Raw genomic sequence first — 19,354 nt, 5'->3', positions numbered from 1 at the left:
CACCTTCTCCCCCTCGGGGAGAAGAAATACACGGGAACGTCGTGCCAAGCGCAATCGAGCGGATTAAACCGCCTTCTCATCACCCAGCGGCTCCAGCTGCTTTTCCAGCTGGGCGCGCAGATGCGCATGCTGGCTCGGCAGCTTCAGCGCCTCGCCGAGATGAGCGGTGTCCTCGTCGCGGTCGAAACCGGGTTCGTTGGTGGCCACCTCAAACAGCACACCGCCGGGGGTGCGGAAATAGATCGCCCAGAAATAATCGCGGTCGATGACAGGCGTCACCTGATAACCCGTATCCATCAGCGCCTTGCGCACTTCCAGCTGCGTCGCCCGGTTTTCAACCGCAAAGGCGATGTGGTGTACGGACCCTGCACCCAGCCGTGCGCCGGAGATATTCGGCATGGTTTCGATGTCGATGACATCAGCACCATTGCCGCCCGGAATGCCCAGACGCAAAACGCCGTCCTGACGGTCCACTTCCTGATATCCCATGAATTTCAACAGCTCGGCGGTCGCCCCTTCATCGCGAAGACGCAAGGAGGCACCCTGAAAACCATGGATCGCCTGATCTTCGCCAACGCCGTTACCGGTCCATTGTGCGCGGGCATCATCTCTGACCTCGACCAGCGCAAAACCGTCTCCGTCAGGGCCGGCAAAATGCAGACGTTTGTTGCCGAAGGCTTCATCGGCCTTCAGGCCATCCACGCCGGCCTTCGAAAGACGCTCCTGCCAGTAGCCGAGCGAGCCTTCCGGAACGGAAAACAGCGTCGAGCCCACTTCGCCGGTGCCGGGACGGCCACGGGCAATATGCGGGAACGGGAAATAGGTCATGACGGAGCCGGGCGTGCCGAGTTCATCGCCATAATAGAGGTGATAGACGTCAGGCGCGTCGAAATTGACGGTCTTCTTCACCCGGCGCAGGCCGAGCGTATCGGTGAAAAAGCCATTATTCTCGCGCGCACTGGCCGCCATTGATGTGACGTGGTGCAGGCCCTTGATCTGGTTGAGCATGATAAACCCCTTTTCGCCTTGGCAGGCCTCGCAATCGGGCCCGCTTTGTTCATGGCGTAAAGATGGGGTAAGAGCTGCGTCAGGCATAGACCCGCAACAGGAACGGATTGTTCCCGATCGGTGAACAATAAAATCGACTGTTCAATCTGTCGCGCAGGGCGACATCAATGATCGTCGGCAGCGCCCATGGTCCAGTAACCGACAGAGCGCAGCGACGCCTTCGGGAAAGCGATCTCGTCGGTCAGGAAAGATTTTGCCGCCCTCGCCTCGGATTTTTCGCAGGCGACGAAGACATGCAGGCCCTCGTGGTCCGCACTCCAGGCGTGGTCGCGCAGCGCCTTTTCGATGAGGCCGGAGGTGCCGGCAGGCTTGCCGCGACGATAAAGCCATGTCCATTCAACATTGGCGGCGCAGACAATCTCCTGCCGCTCGGCCTCGTCGTCAATTTCGGCGTAGACGCTGAGCGTCTTGCCGACAGGCATTTCGGCTGCCATGCGCAGCATCACCGGCAGCGCCGTTTCGTCACCGGCAAAGACGTAATGCTCCGCTTCCGGGCAAGTGCCGCTCGGGCCGATGATGCCGAGAACATCACCCGGCTTTGCCGTCGCGCCGAAGGTTGCGCCCGGCATGTCATCACCCTCATGCATGACGAAATCGATATCCACCTCGCCGCGACCAATATCGCCGGAACGGATGGTATAAACGCGCCGCATCAGAAGATCGTCGCCGGCCGGCCAGACGATGGCGCCGGTGGGTGCGAGATAGGGCCAGACCGGTGCCCGGGCCTGATCGGGCACCAGAAGCAGGCGCACATGCATGCCGCCGGTCACAAGTCTTTCGATACCGCTTTCAACCGATACCACCAGCCGGCGCATATGCGGCGTGAGGTTATAGGCGCGGGCAACCCTGCCGATGAAGAGATTGGGCAATTCACGCTGATAGGCCCCATGGCCGCTCCAGCGGAAATCCAGCCCCGTTTCGCCGGAAAACTCGACAATATGCTCGGCCACCATGGCCTTCACCGACATCAGGATATGTTCGGAAATGCAACTGACCCGCGCGGCAAAACGGCCACCTTCGGCGCTGAAGCTGCCATGGCCATATTCGGTCTTGAAGCGCACCGTCGGCCCCTCTCGCTCCATCTCCATATGCTCGGAAAAATGATCTTCGAAAGCGTCAACGATCGACAGCGGATCGGGCAGCGAGACGGAGGTTTCTGCAGACAGGAGAGACACGGGCATAATCCTTCACTTTATAGTCCGGTTATCTTTAATCCCGACAACCGCAAAGCGTAAAGGTATTTATGAGTATCTAAAGAAGGTTTTTATCGCTTCCCGCCGTTTCCGGCAACTGCCAGTCGATCGGCTGGCGACCGTGGGAGACGAGAAAGGCATTCGCCTTGGAAAAATGACCATTGCCGAAAAAGCCGTTATGGGCCGAAAGCGGCGAAGGGTGCGGAGAGCGCAGCACCAGATGTTTTTTCTGGTCCACGAAGGCCGCCTTTTTCTGGGCATAGGAACCCCAGAGCAGGAACACCACATGGTCGCATTCGTCATTGACGGCGCGGATGACGGCGTCGGTGAACTTCTCCCAGCCTTGCCCCTGATGTGAGGCGGCGCGGGATTCTTCCACCGTCAGCACGCTGTTGAGCAGAAGCACGCCCTGTTTCGCCCAACTCTCAAGAAAACCGTGGCCGACCGGGCGGATGCCGAGATCGGCCTGCAATTCCTTATAGATATTGACGAGCGACGGCGGAATGCGCACGCCGGGCTGAACCGAAAAACACAGGCCATGCGCCTGGCCCAGCCCGTGATAGGGGTCCTGCCCCAGAATGACGACCTTCACTTCATCCAGCGGCGTCAGATCTAGCGCCCGGAAATATTCGGCGCCCTTGGGAAAGATGCGCTTGCCGGCAGTTTTTTCGGCAAGCAGGAAGTCTTTCAGCTTGAGCATGTAGGGGCTGGCGAATTCGGCGGAAAGAACGCGTTTCCAGCTATCCCCAAGTTTGACGCCTGCCTCTGCCATGCCCGCCTCTCCCATGATCTTTTCTCTAACCTATTTGAACCGGTTGCCGCGCTGCAATACCTCGATCTTGTAACCATCCGGGTCGCAGATGAAAAAGTATTTCGCGAAAGGCTGGCCCTTGTGTTCGGCCTCAATGATCTTGCCGGGAGACAGGCCGATCTCGGTGAAGCGCTGATGCTCCGCATCCACATCGGCAACGCTGACGGCGAGATGGCCGTAACCATCACCCAGCGCATAGGGCACTTCGCGCGCCCGGTTGACGGTCAGCTCCAGCTCGAAATCGCCCTCGGCATTGCTGAGATAAATCAGCGTGAAATTCTCGAACTCGGCGCGTTCCGCAATCTCAAGCCCGAAAGCCTGTTTGTAAAATTCCACCGAACGCTTTTCGTCCAGCACCCGGACCATCGAGTGGATCAGCTTGGCCATGGTGTTTCCTTCTTCTTAACCCGTGGTGGTCCGGTTATGCTCCGGACATCGCGGCCCAAGGGGATAAAGACTGAGCGTCGCGCTTTCAACCCTAAAGGCGACCTGCGACGGCGCGTAACGGTTCGATCACGCCAAATGTGATGGCAAAAACCGCCGGTTTTCCCGGTCTGGCGAGGGGCCTGCGGCAACAAGGCTCGCGGTTTTCTCACACCCGCTCTATCATGAGTAGATAAGTCATGATACCGGCATAGCCATGCGCCTTCTGTACCTCTGTCTTGGCTGGCTTATGGTCGCGACCGGCATTGTCGGCGCGTTTCTTCCCGTTTTGCCCACCACGCCGTTTCTGCTTCTGGCGCTCTGGTGTTTTTCCCGCTCTTCGCCCAGGCTCGAGGCATGGCTTCTCAGCCACCCCAGATTCGGCCCTTCGCTTCGGCGTTGGCGCGAACGCGGCGCAATTGCCCGCAAGGCCAAGATCGCCGCGCTTTCGGCCATGACGGTGAGTTACGCTGCCTTCTGGTTCCTGAGCGACCCGCCGCTTCTGCGCGCGGTGATCGTCGGTGCCGTCATGCTCGGTTCGGCGCTCTTCATCGCCACCCGCCCGGAAAGCTGAGCGGTTTTCTCCTAGCGATGCCGCGACTGCGGCAGAACGTAAGGAATATGCCGCGCCGGCAACCGGCCGACGACGCCGCCAATACCATAGACCCTTGCAATCGTCTCATCGCTGATCGTGTCGAGCGAGGGACCGCTCGCCGTCACCTGACCGCCATGCATGACGATAAGTTGATCGGCAAATTCCGCCGCGAGGTTAAGATCATGCAGGATGGCCAGCACCAGACCGCCACCGGCTGCGAAATCGCGAGCCGTTTCCAGGACTGCGATCTGGTGGCCGATATCGAGGCTTGCCGTCGGCTCATCGAGAAACAGCGCCCGCACCTCGCCGTTTTCCACCGGAAAAGGCACCTGTGCCAAGGCGCGTGCAAATTGCACCCGCTGCTGCTCGCCGCCCGACAGCATGTTGTAGGAGCGCTGCTCGAAACCCCTCAACCCGGCCTTGGCAAGCGCCCGGCGGGCCTGTTCATCCGGTGCACGCGAGCCTTGCGCCACCGCCCCCATGCGCACGATTTCAAACGCGGTGAAAGGAAAGGCAAGTTGGGTATTCTGCGGCAGCACGGCGCGCAGGCGGGCAAGCTGCACCGGCTTGAACAGCGGCAGGGCGATGTCGTTATAGGTAACCGAACCATGCTCTGGAGGCAGCTCACCGCACAGAACCTTCATCAGCGTGGATTTACCCGCACCGTTTGGGCCGATGATGACATTGACCTTGCCCGGTTTCAGGTCGACGCTGACGTCGTCCAGCAAGCGGCGACCGGAGCGGATGAGGGTGATGTTTTCGGCCCGGATCATGACGCGTTCCGCATGGAAAAGCCGCCGCGCCCAAGCAGCAGGAACAGGAAGACCGGCGCGCCGATCAGCGCCGTGACGACGCCGATGGGCAATTCCGCCGGTGCCGCCACCGTTCGGGCGAAACTATCGGCCAAAAGCAGCAATGCGGCACCACCCAGCGCCGAGGCCGGCAGCAGGAAGCGATGTGAAGGACCAATGGCAAGCCGCAACAGATGCGGCACGACGATGCCGACAAAACCGATGGAGCCAGCCGCCACCACACTCGCCCCGCAGGCGGCGGCAACCGCCAGGATGACGATCCGCTTCAGCCGCTGCACCGGAATGCCCATGTGGAAGGCAGCGGCATCACCCAGAATCAGCGCATCCAGCCCGCGTGCGACGAAGGGAATGATGGCAAGCACGACGATGATGAACGGCAAGGTGGCGAGCACCTTGGCGGGCGTCGCCCCGCCGAGCGAACCGAGCGACCAGAAGGTGATGTCGCGCAACGCCCGATCATCGGCCATGAAGATCATCAGCCCGGTCAGTGCACCGCTGATTGCCGCAACAGCAATACCTGCCAGAATAAGCGTGGTGGTGGAGGTGGCGCCGTCCTTCGTAGCGATCAGATAAAGCACCCAGGTGTTCAGGAGCCCACCGAAAAACGCCATCAGCGGCAGAAAATGCGGGCCGAAAAACACAGCGACCGTGGCAAGCGCACCTTCCCCGAGAGAAATGGCGGCAACCGCAAACAGCGCGGCACCCGAGGTGACGCCGACAATGCCGGGATCAGCCAACGGATTGCGGAACAGGCCCTGCATCATCGCACCGGAGACGCCAAGCCCCGCGCCGATCAACATGCCGAGCGCCGTGCGTGGCAGGCGCACCGCTTCGAGAATGATTTTGTCACGGGCGTCGAGCTCAGCCGCACCGCCGGTAAGATAGGCGAAGAGTTCAGAAATGCCGACGCCCGTCGGGCCGCTGACAAGCGACACACCACAGGCAAACAGCAGGATGCCGACAAGCACGGCAAGCGTGACGACCCCCTGCCGGGATCTGTCGCCGGCAACCCTGCCCTCAGCGGAACTCAAGGCGGCAAGGCTCACGGCTTTACCGTCTCCGGGTAAAGCTTGGCTGCCAGCTCACGGCCGGCAGCCGGCGTGCGCGGACCAAAACCGATGAGGTAAAGCCCGTCCATGCTGATCAGCGCCTTTGCAGCGGCGGCCGGCGTGGACTGGAAGGCGGGCAGCGCAAAAATCTCGGCCGCCTTGGCGGCGTGGTCGCCGCGCGCCATCGTCAGCACCACATCGGGTGCGGCGGCAATGACCGCCTCATCCGTCAGCGGCTTGTAACCGCTGATTTCCTGAGCGGCATTGATGCCGCCGGCCATTTCGATGATCGCCGCGGCTTCCGTATCCTTGCCCGCCGCCATGACGCGGCCGCCGGCGCTGGAGAGCACGAAAAGAACGCGCTTCCTGTTCTTTTCAGAGACAGTCGAAACATCCTTGGCAAGCGCATCGAGCCCGGCTTTGGTTTCAGCAGCCAGCGCCTTAGCCTTGTCAGAAAGCCCCACGGCCGCGCCGATATCCTCGATCTTCTTCGGTATCGCATCGCCGCTTGGCGGCGTATCGACGGTGACGAAAGGCACCGCACTGGCCTTGAGAATAGCAACGACATCCGCCGGGCCGGAGCCGTCCTCGGAGAGGATGAGATCCGGTTTCTGCGACAGAATGCCTTCCGACGACAGCGCCCGCATATAGCCGATGTCAGGCTTGGAGAGCGCATCAGCCGGATAGCTACTGGTGCTGTCGCGCGCCACGATACGGTCCTGCGCACCCAGCGCATAGAGGATTTCCGTCACCGTTCCGCCCACCGCAACAATACGTTTCGCCTCCGGATTACCCTTGTCCGAAGCCGTGGCAGCCGGCGCGGCAAAGGCGATTGCGGCGGGCACAAGGGCGGCGAAAACAAGCGGGCGAAGGCGAAAATTCAACATGGCGTTATCCTGAAACACGACCAAACACGGGCGGGCGCGGCTTTGCCCGCACCATTTAACTTGAGTTATTTGCACATGTTTATGAGCCGCGCAATCAATAAGTGGAGTAATTTTGTTCGCTTTGTCGTGAGCCTCTTCCCAACGTCGCCGCGGCTGGATATCCTGACTGAAACAGGAAACTTAAAGGGAGAATTCCATGTTTATCGCAATGAACCGTTTTCGCGTCGTACCGGGTTACGAAGAAACCTTCGAATCCATCTGGCGCGAGCGCAAATCGCACCTGAGCGAATTGCCGGGCTATATCGAATTCCACATGCTGAAAGGCCCGAAGGCGGACGACCACACGCTCTATGCCTCGCACACGCTCTGGGCCACCAAGGACGATTTCCTTGCCTGGACGAAGTCCGAACAGTTCCGCGCTGCCCACGCCAAGGCCGGCGAAAACCGCGGCAAGGTCGAATATCTTTCCGGCCCGCATTTCGAAGGTTTCGACGTCATCATCCATGAAGACAAGAATGGCGAACGCCGTTCGATTGCCGCCTGAGACCCGCCCGATGAGCATTGCAGCCCAAAAGACCGACGACGACAGGCAGGCCCGCGCCGCCGCCGCCCTTGCCGAAAAGCCTGACGGCATCGTCGAAGCCATCGCCGCCAAGGCCGAGGTAACGCCGGCCGAAATTCTGGCGATCCTGCCGCAAGGTGCGGCCGTTTCCGCTGCCGCTGATCAGTTCGACGCGATCTGGAACGAGATGCGCGGCTGGGGCGAAGTCCTGATGATCGTGCAGACCGGCGATATCGTGTTTGAAGTGCCCGGCCACCTGCCAGAAGGCACGGAAAGCCATGGCTGGTTCAACATCCACGGCGACAGCCCGATCGGCGGTCACATCAAGAAGGACAATTGCGCCACGATCACCTTCGTCGATCGCGGTTTTCACGGCCGCCGCTCCTGTTCCGTCTGGTTCATGAATGCCGCCGGCAGCGCCATGTTCAAGATTTTCGTCCGCCGCGACGAAAACAAGGAATTGCGGGCCGAGCAGTTGGCGAAGTTCGAAACGCTGCGGGACGGTTTTCGCGGTTGAGGCTTCTGGGAGGCCGCCACGGTAACGGGGTGGCCTCTCTCGCGGTCCGCTGGTGATCAGCAACGAACGAAACAATGACATAGAGCAATTAATTATCGTTTTACGATAAAAAATATTGCAAAATCGATATTCCTGATCGAGATTGGCCGTCGTCGGCCGAGCCGGTCGTCATTTGTACAAAGGAATTTCGATAATGAAGAAATTACTTGCCATCGCTGTGGCGAGCGCCCTGCTGCAAGCCTGCATTTTGTTGGTTCCCGCCCAGGCAGCGGGTGGTCAGGACCCCGCTGCGGCGGAACGCACCTTGCGGACCGTTCTTGAAGAAGCGCGTAGCGGCAGCCTCAACCTTTCGCGCTTCGAAGACGATATCGTCGCCGACGTCAGGGCCAATGCGGGCGCGGTTTCCGGAGACCTGAAACGCCGTGGCAAAGTGACGGCTGTGCAGTACCTTGGAAAAGAGACGACCGAAGCGGGCGATCTCCATAAATTCAAGGTTACCTTCGAAAAGGGCCAGATGCTCTGGTCACTCAGCCTCAACGGCCGGGGCCAGATCACCAATATCGACATGCAAGCTCGATAGGCCTAACCAAGCATGCTGGCGGGAGAGGGTGCAACCCTCCAGCATGCGTAACAGGATTTCGGCGCAGGGTGCGACCTCGATTGACGTTATAAATTTATCGCCCTACATGAATTGGAGGAACAGGAACCACGGGATCACCTGATGACCGACCCCTCCGTCAGCCACCGCATAGCGCGTGTCAGCCGTATGCTGATATGCCTCGCCTTCCTTCTCGCGAGCCTCCTCATCGCCAGCTATGCCGCCATGTGGACGGATACGGAAAGCCTGCGGGAGGTGATCGAAAAGCAGATCCTGCCGCCCGCCACCCCTTACCTGCTGACGGACTTCGTTCGCTTTTCCGGTTTCGTCATCGGGCTTCTGCCGCTTCTGGCAGCACTCGGGGGCCTGTGGTTCGCCACCCATCTTTTCCGCCTCTTCGAAAGAGGCGAGATATTCACGCAGGCCTCGGGCAAGAGACTGATCCATATCGGGGTTGCCCTCACAGCACTCCTGCCGGCGCAGATCATCATGACCGGGTTGGCGTCCTTCCTCCTGACGATGGGCAATCCGGTGCCGAGCATCTCCTTTTCTTTCGAGAGCACGCAAATGCTTGCGGGCTTTGCCGGCGGTCTGCTGATTGTGGTGGGCTGGGTGCTTGGAGAAGCGGCGCGCATCGCTGACGAAAACCGTGAATTCATCTAGGAAACGCCCGTGCCGATTATCGTCAATCTGGATGTCATGCTTGCAAAACGGAAAATGCGCTCGAAGGAACTCGCAGCCCGTATCGGCATCACGGAACAGAACCTGTCGATCCTGAAATCCGGCAGAGCAAAAGGCGTGCGCTTCGAGACCCTGGAAAACATTTGCCAAGCGCTGGATTGCCAGCCCGGCGACCTTCTCGAATACAGGCGGGACGCTCTTGCCCTGGCGGAAGATACCGAGGACGAAGCCTGAAGCACGCGAACAGACACCTTTGGTTCATCGCCCGTTCAGTGCCGTTTTCTATCATCCGCTGAAATTCGAACGGAGCAAGCACCATGAACGACCGCCAGCCTCTTCTTTCGCGCCGCAGTTTTGCCGGGCTTCTCGCGCTCGCCCCGCTTTTTGCGGCGAGCGGTGCGGCGGCCGCACCGGCAAGCCTGCGCGGCAGCGTTTCCTATCGTGAGCGCATCGCTCTGCCGCCGGGCGTGACCGTGACCGTGCGCCTGATCGACGTTTCGCTGGCGGATGCGCCATCGCAGACGATTGCTGAAACCACCATCCGCCCGCGCGGACAGGTGCCGGTGCCCTTCGTGCTGCGGTATGACGACCGCGATATCCGCGCCCGCCGCTCCTATGCGCTGAGCGCCGAAATCCGTGACCGCGACCGGCTGCTTTTCACCACCACCCGCCGTTATTCCGTGCTGACCGGCGGCCGTGACGATACCGATCTCGTGCTGGAACGCGTTGGGGCAAATCCGGGCAGGCCGGAGCCGGAAGCCGGTATCGATGGGCGCTGGCTGGTGCAGGACATCCGTGGCGAGCGGGTTCGCGGCCGCCGTGAGGCGACGCTGGAAATTTCCCGCGAGGGCCGCGTGTCAGCCAATGTCGGCTGCAACGGCATCGGCGGCGAAGTGAAAATCAGCCGCAACCGCGTCGATTTCGGCCGGATGATTTCCACCCAGATGGCCTGCGCCCCGGATATCATGCGCCAGGAACGGCAGTTCATCGAAGCGCTGGAGGGCGCGCGCTCCTTCCGGCTGGAGCCGCGCCGCGGCACGCTGGAGCTGATTGACGGCCGCGGCCGCCCGGCCATGCGCCTGCGCCGCGCCTGAAGCCGGTAACCACCCTGTCGCAAGCGCCCGCCGCCGTGCTGGCCGTGGAACATTCCATGTCGCTTCCGGCACGGCGCGGGTGCCTTTCCCGTTTTATGACTTTGGCTGCGTTCGTCTTGGCGCTTTGCTCTGCCGCCAAGCTGCGTTATGGAACGCGCCAAACAGCGCCGGTTCATGCCGGCGCGATGTCTTTGAGGGAAAACGCATGACATCCTATGTTCTGACCGTAGCCTGCAAATCAACCCGCGGCATCGTCGCCGCGATTTCCGGTTATCTGGCGGAAAAAGGCTGCAACATCGTCGACAGTTCGCAGTTCGACGATTTGGAAACCGGCAAATTCTTCATGCGCGTCTCCTTCATTTCGGAGGAAGGCGCGTCTCTTGAGGCCATCACCGAAGGCTTTCAGCCGGTTGCGAAAAAATTCGGCATGGCGTCGGATATCTATCCCGATGGCCAGCGCATGAAGGCGATGCTGATGGTGTCGCGTTTCGGCCATTGCCTCAACGACCTTCTCTACCGCTGGAAGATCGGCGCGCTGCCCATCGACATTGTCGGCGTCGTCTCCAACCATTTCGATTATCAGAAAGTGGTGGTCAACCACGACATTCCCTTCCACCACATCAAGGTTACGAAGGAAAACAAACCGAAGGCCGAAGCCCAGCTTATGGACCTGGTCGAGACCAGCGGCACGGAACTCGTCGTGCTCGCCCGTTACATGCAGGTTCTCTCCGATGACCTATGCCGCAAGATGTCGGGTAAAATCATCAACATCCACCACTCCTTCCTCCCCTCCTTCAAGGGCGCAAACCCTTACAAGCAGGCCTATGAGCGCGGCGTGAAGCTGATCGGCGCAACGGCCCATTACGTGACCGCCGATCTCGACGAAGGCCCGATCATCGAGCAGGACACCGTGCGCGTCACCCACGCGCAATCGGCCGAAGACTATGTCTCGCTCGGCCGCGATGTGGAAAGCCAGGTGCTCGCCCGCGCCATCCACGCCCATATCCACCACCGCACCTTCATCAACGGCAACCGCACCGTGGTCTTCCCGCCAAGCCCGGGAAGTTATGCTTCCGAGCGGATGGGTTGATGCGTCCGTCATTGACGGAGTGACAACCATAGTTTACATTTGGCCATGCTCACGATCCGGGAAACAAGCGAGTTTGCCGATTGGCTGGCGGGCCTTCGCGATCTGCAGGCGCGCGCCCGCATTGCACGGCGCATTTACAGGCTGGCAGATGGCAATCCCGGAGACGTAAAGCCGGTCGGCGAAGGCGTCAGTGAGCTCAGGATCGATCTTGGACCCGGATATCGGGTCTATTTCATCCGGAACGGCGATGTCGTGATCATATTGCTGTGCGGTGGCGACAAGGCATCCCAGTCCCGCGACATTGCCAAAGCCAAGAAACTGGCCAGAGCGCTCAAGGAATGAGACCATGCCACTTGTGACACGCGATTACGATGCTGCCCGCTATCTTGATAGTGACGAAGCACTTGCCGCTTACATAGCAGACGCCACTGAGAGCGGCGACGCACAGGAGCTTGCCCACGCTCTCGGCGTCGTGGCGCGGGCCAAGGGCATGACTGATCTTTCGAGACAGACCGGCCTTCCCCGTCAGACTTTGTACAAGGCGCTCAGCGGTGAAGGAAATCCTGAACTGGCAACGATTGCCAAGGTGGCCGATGCCTTAGGCTACAGACTTTCCCTGGTAGCGAAATCATCCGCGGATACAGCCGCCTGACAAGCCCGCACCCTACGATGCCTTCTCCGTTACACCAAACACCACCCGCGCCCTCAGCCCGCGCCCGTCCGCACCATCCTCCAGCATCAACCGCCCGCCGAACAGCCCGGCGATCTCCTCTATGATCGCAAGGCCGAGGCCCGCGCCGGGGGCGGCGTTGGCTTCGCCGCGGGCGAAGCGCTGGCGCACTATCGCGCGTTTTTCCGGTGGAATGCCGGGGCCGTTATCTTCCACTTCCAGCCAGACAACGCCCGCCTGCTTGCCGACACGGACGGTGACTTCCGCGCCGCGGCCGGCATAGTTGAGGGCATTGCCGACGAGATTGCCGATCAGCTCACCGATGAGGAGCGGCTCGGCGCGAATGAACGCCTCACCCTCGCCTTCGAAACCGAGATCGATACCGGCGTCGGCCGCGCGCGGCACGAAATCGGCGGTTACGTTCTGCGCAACGGCCACGAGGTCTATCGCGGAAAAATCGTGTTTTTCGCTGGAGCCGGCGGCGTCGATATTGGCCATGCGCAGAAGCTGGGCAAGGATATGTTCGGCATGCGCCACTGACGCGCCGCCCTTCAGCGCCGCCGCCTGGGCTTCCTCAAGACTTCCCGCGCGGGCGGAAAGCGCCAGCTGGGTGCTGATGATGGCAAGCGGCGTGCGCAGCTGGTGGCTGGCATTGCCGGTGAAATGCCGGAGCGCATCCAGCGCCGATTGCAGCCGCACCATGAAGGAATTGACAGTCTCCACCAGATTTTCCACCTCCACCGGCACGGATTGGCGGATGGGGTGCAGGTCGTTGGGGCTGCGCTCGGCAATGGCTTCGCTGAGCCGGTAAAGCGGCCTGAGAGAAATCGTCACCGCGATCCAGACGATGATCGCCGCCCCCACGATCATCAAAAGCAGGCGCAGCGCCGAACGCAGGATGATCGCTTGCGCCAGCTGGCTGCGGGCAATCGTGGTTTCGGCGACCGTGACGGAAAAGGGCACGGAATTGATGCCGGTGGAGGCGAAACGGCGGATGGCGGCGATGCGGATCGGCTCATCGCGGAACACGGCGTCCCTGTAGGCGGGCGTATCGCCGGCCGGGTTTTCCACCGTCGGCAGGTTCTGGTAACCGGTGAGGAATTGCCCGTTCGGCCCGTCGACCCGGTAAAACACCCGGTCCTGTGCCGCCGATGTCAGCATTTCCAGCGCCACATAGGGAATGTCCACTTCCAGCGAACCATCTTCGGCCACCACCACCCGCTCAGCGATGGCGAGCGCCGAACCGGACAGCACCCGGTCGGAGACGACATTGGCGGTGTTGACCGCCTCGCGCCAGGTATCGGTGAGCGCAATGCAGCCGATGATGGCGGTGGAAATGAGAAGCCAGCCTAAAAGTCGCCGCCTGAGCGAATAGGCGGCCTGTCTCATTCAGCCATCTCCGGCAACTTTTCCAGATAATAACCGATGCCGCGCGCCGTCTTCACCGTCAGCCCGTGGGGAGCAAGCCGCTTGCGCAGGCGGCTGACATATTGCTCGATGGCATTGGCGGAAATATCGTCATCGAAGCCGGTCAGCGACTGCACGATCGCCTCCTTGGCGACCACCTTGCCTGCCCGCATGAACAGCACTTCCAGCAGCGCCACCTCGCGTGCCGGAATATCGAGCGGGCGACCATCGGCCGAAAAGGTGCGCGATGTAAGGTCGAACAGCACCTTGCCGAAACTCAGCGCGGAGGAGCGCAGGCCGGCATTGCGGCGCAGCAGCACCCGCACCCTTGCCTCGAATTCGGTAATGTCGAACGGCTTGATCATGTAATCGTCGGCGCCGAGATCGAGCCCCTTGACCTTTTCTTCCGGCGTGCCGCGTGCGGTCAGGATCAGCACCGCCGCCTTGTCCTGGCGCGAACGCATGGAGCGCAGCACCTCGATGCCGTCCATTTCCGGCAGGTTGAGATCGAGAATGACCAGATCGAAATTTTCCGCCGCAATCGCCGCATCGGCGGAAGCACCATCGGAAACCACGTCCACCGCATAGCCGCTGCCGCGCAGCAGTGCTGACAACCCTTCCGACAGCACCTGATTGTCCTCGACCAGCAAAATACGCAAATCTTCCTCCTGCAGCATTGCCGAGTTTAACCAAGCCCTTACCGCTTGTGAATGGCAAGCACCTGCGGCATGATCTTTTCCATGCGTATCTGTCTTCTTCTTTGCCTCTGTCTTTGCATGGCCTCGCCCGCGCTTGCGCAGGTTGCCGTATTTCCGGCCCCATCAGGCAAGGCGGATGCGCAAACGCTGGTGGTTTATTCCTCTCTGGATGAACCTTTGGCAACGCCGATGATCGAGGGTTTCCAGAAGGCCAACCCCGATATCGCCGTCCATTACGAGGATATGCTGACGGGCGAAATCTACGACCGCATCGTCAAGGAAACCGATGCGGGCAAAGAGACCGCCGATTTCGCCTTTTCCTCCGCCATGGATCTGCAGGTAAAACTGAGCAATGACGGTTATGCACAACGCTCGGATCTCGCCATGAGCGCCCGCTGGCCCGCCTGGGCCAACTGGCGCAACACCGCCTATGCGCTGACCTTCGAGCCAGCGGTCTTCGTCTATCACAAGCCGAGTTTCACCACCGAAAAACCACCCTCCACCCGCGCCGAATTCGTGAATTATCTCGAACGCCACGCAAAAGAGGTGCATGGCCGCATCGCCACCTATGATATTGAGCGCTCCGGCGTCGGCTTCCTGTTCATGTCAAGGGATCAGGAGCAGTTCGGCGATATTTGGAGCGTCATCAAGGCCATGGGGGCGGCGGGCGTGAAGGTCTATTCCACCTCCTCGGCCATTCTGGAGCGCGTCTCGGACGGGCGCTTCGTGCTGGGTTATAATATTCTCGGCTCCTACGCCGCGGACTGGGCCTCGCGCCATCCCGATGTCGGCATCGTGCTGCCCAAGGATTATACCGTCGTCATGTCGCGCATCGGGCTGGTGCCGGAAGCCGCCGCCAATCCCGAACTCGGCCGCCGGTATCTCGAATTCTTCATGTCCAAGGAAGGCCAGACGATCATGGCCCGGCAATTGCAGATTCCGGCCGTCAGCCCGGAAGTGGCTGGCGAAAACACCGCCAACACCATGCAGGCCATCCACGGCGCGCAATTGCGCCCCGTCCCCGTCAGTCCCGGCCTGATGGTCTACCTGGACCAGGTCAAGCGCAGCCGCCTGATCGAACGCTGGAACGAGGCGCTGCGCTCGCAGTAGGGTTGAGAATGCCGCGTGCTGGAGTTCTCCTCATCCCTGTGCTTGTCACAGGGATCCAGCCAGCCCAAGTCCTTGGGCTGAGAGGAGTCCTTCCGTCACGCAGACGCGCGCCGGCTGGATTCCTGTGACAAGCACAGGAATGAGGGTGGAGTGAGCGTCCAAAGTACAAAGCAAACTCGCACCACACACCTCTGTGGACGTCCGGCAGAAATTAATAGAGAGTAAATGCGCAAGGACTTGCGTAGCGTCAGTTAGATGACAGCTTTTTATGGTGCTCTGCAATTCTTCTTCATTCCGTGGAGGCGGAAGAAGATGCGGGAGGAAATCTTTAGGATTGCCATGGCCCACGCTGAGTTCTCAGCGCCGGCACGGATGCGCCTTGATTCCCCTTCCGCATAAACGAAAAACGACGCCCAAAAGGGCATCCTGAGGAGGGTTTTCTAAGTGAAACATTTTCTTATCGGCACATTTCTGGCAGGCGTGATCGCGCTTCCGGCGGTTGCAGCGGACTACACCATCATTGCCCCGGCTAACCCCGGCGGCGGCTGGGACCAGACCGCGCGTTCCCTGCAGACCGTGCTGCAGGAAGAAGGCATTTCCAAGAGCGTTCAGGTGCAGAACGTACCGGGCGCCGGCGGCACCATCGGTCTTGCGCAGTTCGCCAGCCAGCAGAAGGGCAACCCGAACGCCCTCATCGTCGGCGGTTACGTGATGGTCGGCGCGATCCTCACCAACAAGGCGCCCGTCACCCTCAATGAAGTGACGCCGATCGCCCGTCTGACCGGCGAATATGAAGCCATCGTCGTTCCGGCTTCTTCGCCGCTGAAGACCATCGGCGACCTCGTTGACCAGCTGAAGAAAGACCCGGGCAGCGTGTCCTGGGGCGGCGGCTCTGCCGGCGGCACCGACCATATCGCCGTTGGCCTCATTGCCAAAGCAGCCGGCGTCGATCCGACCAAGATCAACTACATCGCTTATTCCGGCGGCGGCGAAGCGCTTGCCTCGATCCTCGGCTCGCAGGTCACAGCCGGTATTTCGAGCTACGGCGAATTCGAAAGCCAGGTCAAGGCGGGCACGCTGCGTCTGCTCGCTGTTTCCAGCGAAGAGAAGCTGGAAGGCGTTGACGCACCGACGCTGAAGGAAAGCGGCCTTGATGTCGTCGTCCAGAACTGGCGCATGATCGCCGCTGCTCCCGGCCTGACGCCGGAACAGGAAAAGGCCGTCAGCGCCGATATCGAGAAGCTGGCGAAATCCGCCAAGTGGCAGGAAACCCTGAAGACCAAGAGCTGGATGGACACCTACCTTTCCGGCGACGAGTTCAAGGCACAGCTTGCCAAGGACACCGCCGCCACCGAAACGATCCTCAAAGACATCGGACTGGTAAAATGAGCCAGGGTTCCAACCCTTCACAACATCAAAAGCGCCGCCCTGATTGGGCGGCGCTGGCGATCGCCGTCTTCCTCGTCCTCATCGCCTGCGTGATCTTCTGGGACAGCGCCCGTCTTGCCAGCGTCACCGGTTATTCGCCGGTTGGTCCGGCAACCGTGCCTTACGCCATCGGCTTCTGTCTTGTCGGCCTGGCGCTCTGGACAGCCATCGAGGCCTGGCGCGGTGATTTTCCCGAACGGGACAGGCAGGAAATCGCTCCAGTCGTCTGGGTCATTGCCGGTCTCGCCGCGCAGATGCTGCTGCTTAATGTAGCCGGCTTCTCCATTGCCACGGGTCTGCTGTTTGCCTTCACGGCGCGCGCCTTCGGCAAACGCAAGCTCTGGTTCTCGATCCCGGTCGGTATCGTGCTGAGTTTTGCCATCTGGGTCGTTTTTGCGCGGTTGTTGCAGCTTTCGCTGCCCGCCGGGCCTCTGGAACGGCTGTTCTTCTAACAGCCATTCCAGCCAAATTCGGGATCACAGGAAACCGCCGGCACGCGATGACGCGAAAGCCAGCCATTCCGCCCGCCCTTCTGCTCGACTTGGGGGACATCTGTCCATGAGTACCTTTGAATTCCTTCTGCACGGTCTTGAGGTTGCCGCCCAACCCATGAACCTGCTCTATGCGCTGATCGGCGTCACGCTCGGCACCGCCGTCGGCGTTCTGCCCGGCATCGGGCCGGCTTTGACGGTCGCGCTGCTTCTGCCCGTCACCTACCGGCTTGATCCGGCCGGTTCACTCATCATGTTCGCCGGCATCTATTATGGCGGCATGTATGGCGGATCGACCACCTCGATCCTGCTCAACACGCCGGGCGAAAGCGCCTCGATCGTGACAGCACTCGAAGGCAACAAGATGGCCCGTGCGGGCCGTGGCGGCCCGGCATTGGCCACCGCCGCCATCGGCTCCTTCGTAGCCGGCCTCATCGCCACCATCGCGCTTGCCTTCGTTGCACCCTACATCGTCAAGCTGGCGCTGGTCTTCGGCCCGCGCGAATATTTCGCGTTGATGGTGCTCGCCTTCGTTACCGTGTCTTCCGCTTTCGGGGATTCGGCGCTGCGTGGCCTCACATCGCTGTTCATCGGTTTTGCGCTTGCCATCGTCGGCATCGACCAGCTGACCGGCCAGACCCGCATGAGCTTCGGCATTCCAGACCTGCTCGACGGCGTGGAAGTCACGACGCTTGCGGTGGCCATGTTCGCCATCGGCGAAACGCTGTTCATCGTCGCACAGGGCAATAGCGGCGACGAAAAGGTCGAGGCGGTCAAGGGTTCGGTCTGGATGAGTGCACAGGACTGGGCGCGCTCGTGGAAACCCTGGCTGCGCGGCACGTTGATCGGCTTCCCCATCGGCGCGATGCCTGCCGGCGGCGCTGAAATCGGTACCTTCCTCTCCTACGCCACCGAAAAGAAGCTGACCAAATATCCGGAAGAATTTGGCAACGGCGCCATTGAAGGTGTTGCCGGCCCGGAAGCCGCCAACAATGCGTCCGCTGCCGGTACACTCGTGCCGCTCTTGACGCTCGGCCTGCCGACGACGGCAACCGCCGCCATCATGCTTGCCGGTTTCCAGCAGTTCGGCCTGCAGCCCGGCCCGCTGCTGTTCGCCACCAATCCGCAGCTCGTCTGGGGCCTGATCGCCAGCCTGTTCATCGCCAATCTGATGCTGCTGGTGCTCAACCTGCCGCTCGTTGGCCTGTGGGTGAAGCTGCTGACCATTCCGAAGCCCTGGCTTTATGCCGGCATCCTGCTGTTTGCCACGCTCGGCACCATCGGCGCCAACCCGTCGGTTTTCGAACTCGGCATGCTGCTCGCTTTCGGCATCCTCGGCTACGTCATGCGCATCTTCGGTTATCCGATTGCCCCTGCTGTCGTCGGCCTGATCCTCGGCCCGCTTGCCGAACAGCAGCTTCGCCGCGCACTCGCCATCGGTCAGGGCGACCCGACGGTGCTGCTCACCTCACCCATCGCCGTCGGCCTGTTCGCTGTCGCGGCAGCCGCCTTCATCATCCCGCTGATCATGCGCATCCGCGGCCGTGGCGAGGTGCTGTCGCAGCTTGCCGCCAACGAGGACTGAGAAACCAAGAGCCTCCCAAGGCAACTGGCCCCGTATCTTCGGATACGGGGCTTTTTTTATTCACGGCCACGGGGGTGTTTGACACAGTCGCGGCCGTGATATGATCGCTATCCAAACCTGGGAGAAAAACATGCGCACGATCGCGATCATGATGGTTCTGGCCCTTGCCGGCTGCTCCACCGCCGCCCCCGACGTAGAACCCATTCCCGGCAGCATCACCTATGGCGGACAGCCCCGCACCAAACTGACCAAATCCCCCATCGGCAGCACCCTCAGCAACGAATTCGTCATGGACGACGGACGGTTTGCCGTGGAAACCTATCGCGTGCAGCCGGACCGGTCGCTGAAGCTAGAGAGGCGCGAAATTGTTGGTGACTGGCCACCGGATTGAGGCGTGCGGACACAGGCCGGGTTAGCGACGCGAGTGAAAACGGTGCTTCCGTAATCCTCGGGCTTGTCACGAGGGTGACGTCCGGAGAGATTGTAAGCCATGCTCTCCCGCTCACACATTTCCCGCTCACCGCAATTCAGAACCGTTCTAAAACATATTTTTGATTTCCGCCGACCTTGCCAATAAAGCTGATA

At 60.9% G+C, this 19,354-nt stretch carries 24 protein-coding genes; 15 read left to right on the top strand and 9 right to left on the bottom strand.

Annotated elements, in window-relative coordinates:
* Positions 1 to 63: 63 nt before the first annotated feature.
* The 4 genes from JZX89_RS07690 to JZX89_RS07675 form a co-directional block, all read right to left on the bottom strand.
* Positions 64 to 1,008: a VOC family protein gene (locus JZX89_RS07690; RefSeq protein WP_207133712.1), complete on the bottom strand. Its 945-nt coding sequence runs from the start codon at positions 1,006 to 1,008 to the stop codon at positions 64 to 66.
* Between the two features lie 164 nt (positions 1,009 to 1,172).
* Positions 1,173 to 2,249, bottom strand: a complete 1,077-nt coding sequence (locus JZX89_RS07685) for a DUF2218 domain-containing protein (protein WP_207133711.1) — start codon at positions 2,247 to 2,249, stop codon at positions 1,173 to 1,175.
* Between the two features lie 70 nt (positions 2,250 to 2,319).
* The gene (gene ung / locus JZX89_RS07680) at positions 2,320 to 3,033 is read right to left on the bottom strand and encodes a uracil-DNA glycosylase (protein WP_207133710.1); all 714 of its coding nucleotides are present in this window, start codon (positions 3,031 to 3,033) and stop codon (positions 2,320 to 2,322) included.
* Positions 3,034 to 3,063: 30 nt separating this feature from the next.
* The gene (locus tag JZX89_RS07675) at positions 3,064 to 3,459 is read right to left on the bottom strand and encodes a VOC family protein (RefSeq protein WP_149899867.1); all 396 of its coding nucleotides are present in this window, start codon (positions 3,457 to 3,459) and stop codon (positions 3,064 to 3,066) included.
* A 253-nt stretch (positions 3,460 to 3,712) separates the two neighbouring features.
* Here JZX89_RS07675 and JZX89_RS07670 point away from each other — a divergent pair, with 253 nt between their 5' ends.
* The gene (locus JZX89_RS07670; protein WP_207133709.1) at positions 3,713 to 4,069 is read left to right on the top strand and encodes a YbaN family protein; all 357 of its coding nucleotides are present in this window, start codon (positions 3,713 to 3,715) and stop codon (positions 4,067 to 4,069) included.
* 11 nt (positions 4,070 to 4,080) lie between these two features.
* On the opposite strand, the gene JZX89_RS07665 is transcribed toward JZX89_RS07670, so the two are convergent.
* The 3 genes from JZX89_RS07665 to JZX89_RS07655 are packed head-to-tail and all read right to left on the bottom strand — an operon-like array spanning position 4,081 to position 6,838.
* A complete protein-coding gene (locus JZX89_RS07665; protein WP_149899865.1) occupies positions 4,081 to 4,863 on the bottom strand; it encodes a heme ABC transporter ATP-binding protein in 783 nt (260 codons plus the stop codon).
* Entirely contained in the window at positions 4,860 to 5,948 is a 1,089-nt protein-coding gene (locus JZX89_RS07660) for a FecCD family ABC transporter permease (protein ID WP_207133708.1), read from the bottom strand. The genes JZX89_RS07665 and JZX89_RS07660 overlap by 4 nt, the downstream gene beginning before the upstream one ends.
* Positions 5,945 to 6,838 carry a heme/hemin ABC transporter substrate-binding protein gene (locus JZX89_RS07655; RefSeq protein WP_207133707.1) on the bottom strand — a complete coding sequence of 298 codons (894 nt, stop codon included), beginning with the start codon at positions 6,836 to 6,838 and terminating at the stop codon, positions 5,945 to 5,947. The genes JZX89_RS07660 and JZX89_RS07655 overlap by 4 nt, the downstream gene beginning before the upstream one ends.
* A 196-nt stretch (positions 6,839 to 7,034) precedes the next feature.
* Between JZX89_RS07655 and hmuQ the strand changes: the two genes are divergently transcribed.
* From hmuQ to JZX89_RS07610, 9 genes are all read left to right on the top strand, one after another.
* Entirely contained in the window at positions 7,035 to 7,382 is a 348-nt protein-coding gene (gene hmuQ / locus JZX89_RS07650) for a heme-degrading protein HmuQ (protein ID WP_149899862.1), read from the top strand.
* Between the two features lie 10 nt (positions 7,383 to 7,392).
* The gene (gene hutX, locus JZX89_RS07645) at positions 7,393 to 7,917 is read left to right on the top strand and encodes a heme utilization cystosolic carrier protein HutX (protein WP_149899861.1); all 525 of its coding nucleotides are present in this window, start codon (positions 7,393 to 7,395) and stop codon (positions 7,915 to 7,917) included.
* A 193-nt stretch (positions 7,918 to 8,110) separates the two neighbouring features.
* Entirely contained in the window at positions 8,111 to 8,497 is a 387-nt protein-coding gene (locus JZX89_RS07640; protein ID WP_236776570.1) for a hypothetical protein, read from the top strand.
* A gap of 141 nt (positions 8,498 to 8,638) precedes the next feature.
* Complete coding sequence (locus JZX89_RS07635) at positions 8,639 to 9,178, top strand: DUF2975 domain-containing protein (protein WP_149899860.1); 540 nt, start codon at positions 8,639 to 8,641, stop codon at positions 9,176 to 9,178.
* A 9-nt stretch (positions 9,179 to 9,187) separates the two neighbouring features.
* Positions 9,188 to 9,430, top strand: coding sequence for a helix-turn-helix domain-containing protein (locus JZX89_RS07630; protein ID WP_174373217.1), 243 nt, complete (start codon positions 9,188 to 9,190; stop codon positions 9,428 to 9,430).
* Between the two features lie 83 nt (positions 9,431 to 9,513).
* Complete coding sequence (locus JZX89_RS07625) at positions 9,514 to 10,290, top strand: YbaY family lipoprotein (protein ID WP_207133706.1); 777 nt, start codon at positions 9,514 to 9,516, stop codon at positions 10,288 to 10,290.
* A 205-nt stretch (positions 10,291 to 10,495) separates the two neighbouring features.
* On the top strand, positions 10,496 to 11,380 hold the full coding sequence (gene purU, locus JZX89_RS07620; RefSeq protein ID WP_149899857.1) for a formyltetrahydrofolate deformylase: 885 nt from the start codon (positions 10,496 to 10,498) through the stop codon (positions 11,378 to 11,380).
* A gap of 45 nt (positions 11,381 to 11,425) precedes the next feature.
* Positions 11,426 to 11,722, top strand: coding sequence for a type II toxin-antitoxin system RelE/ParE family toxin (locus JZX89_RS07615; RefSeq protein WP_149899856.1), 297 nt, complete (start codon positions 11,426 to 11,428; stop codon positions 11,720 to 11,722).
* Positions 11,723 to 11,726: 4 nt separating this feature from the next.
* On the top strand, positions 11,727 to 12,032 hold the full coding sequence (locus JZX89_RS07610; protein ID WP_149899855.1) for an addiction module antidote protein: 306 nt from the start codon (positions 11,727 to 11,729) through the stop codon (positions 12,030 to 12,032).
* Positions 12,033 to 12,044: 12 nt separating this feature from the next.
* Here JZX89_RS07610 and JZX89_RS07605 read toward each other — a convergent pair whose 3' ends face one another.
* Entirely contained in the window at positions 12,045 to 13,439 is a 1,395-nt protein-coding gene (locus JZX89_RS07605) for a sensor histidine kinase (RefSeq protein ID WP_207133705.1), read from the bottom strand.
* The gene (locus tag JZX89_RS07600; protein ID WP_046801523.1) at positions 13,436 to 14,116 is read right to left on the bottom strand and encodes a response regulator; all 681 of its coding nucleotides are present in this window, start codon (positions 14,114 to 14,116) and stop codon (positions 13,436 to 13,438) included. The genes JZX89_RS07605 and JZX89_RS07600 overlap by 4 nt, the downstream gene beginning before the upstream one ends.
* An 81-nt stretch (positions 14,117 to 14,197) precedes the next feature.
* On the opposite strand from JZX89_RS07600, the gene JZX89_RS07595 reads away from it, so the two are divergent.
* The 5 genes from JZX89_RS07595 to JZX89_RS07575 all read left to right on the top strand — a co-directional run bounded on the left by JZX89_RS07595 (position 14,198) and on the right by JZX89_RS07575 (position 19,160).
* On the top strand, positions 14,198 to 15,265 hold the full coding sequence (locus tag JZX89_RS07595) for an ABC transporter substrate-binding protein (protein ID WP_246670627.1): 1,068 nt from the start codon (positions 14,198 to 14,200) through the stop codon (positions 15,263 to 15,265).
* 444 nt (positions 15,266 to 15,709) lie between these two features.
* Positions 15,710 to 16,654 (top strand): Bug family tripartite tricarboxylate transporter substrate binding protein, encoded by a 945-nt coding sequence (locus tag JZX89_RS07590; RefSeq protein ID WP_149899852.1) that lies wholly within the window; start codon positions 15,710 to 15,712, stop codon positions 16,652 to 16,654.
* A complete protein-coding gene (locus JZX89_RS07585) occupies positions 16,651 to 17,145 on the top strand; it encodes a tripartite tricarboxylate transporter TctB family protein (protein ID WP_153516468.1) in 495 nt (164 codons plus the stop codon). Before JZX89_RS07590 ends, JZX89_RS07585 begins: the two co-directional genes overlap by 4 nt.
* Before the next feature lie 106 nt (positions 17,146 to 17,251).
* Complete coding sequence (locus JZX89_RS07580; protein ID WP_149899850.1) at positions 17,252 to 18,769, top strand: tripartite tricarboxylate transporter permease; 1,518 nt, start codon at positions 17,252 to 17,254, stop codon at positions 18,767 to 18,769.
* Positions 18,770 to 18,899: 130 nt separating this feature from the next.
* Positions 18,900 to 19,160: a hypothetical protein gene (locus JZX89_RS07575; RefSeq protein WP_174373212.1), complete on the top strand. Its 261-nt coding sequence runs from the start codon at positions 18,900 to 18,902 to the stop codon at positions 19,158 to 19,160.
* The last annotated feature ends 194 nt before the right edge of the window (positions 19,161 to 19,354 follow it).

The sequence above is a fragment of the Agrobacterium burrii genome, from assembly GCF_017313405.1.
Taxonomy (GTDB): Bacteria; Pseudomonadota; Alphaproteobacteria; order Rhizobiales; family Rhizobiaceae; genus Agrobacterium; species Agrobacterium burrii.
The sequence above is the reverse complement of the archived record's forward strand: the minus strand, read 5'-3'. Positions and strand labels throughout refer to the sequence as shown.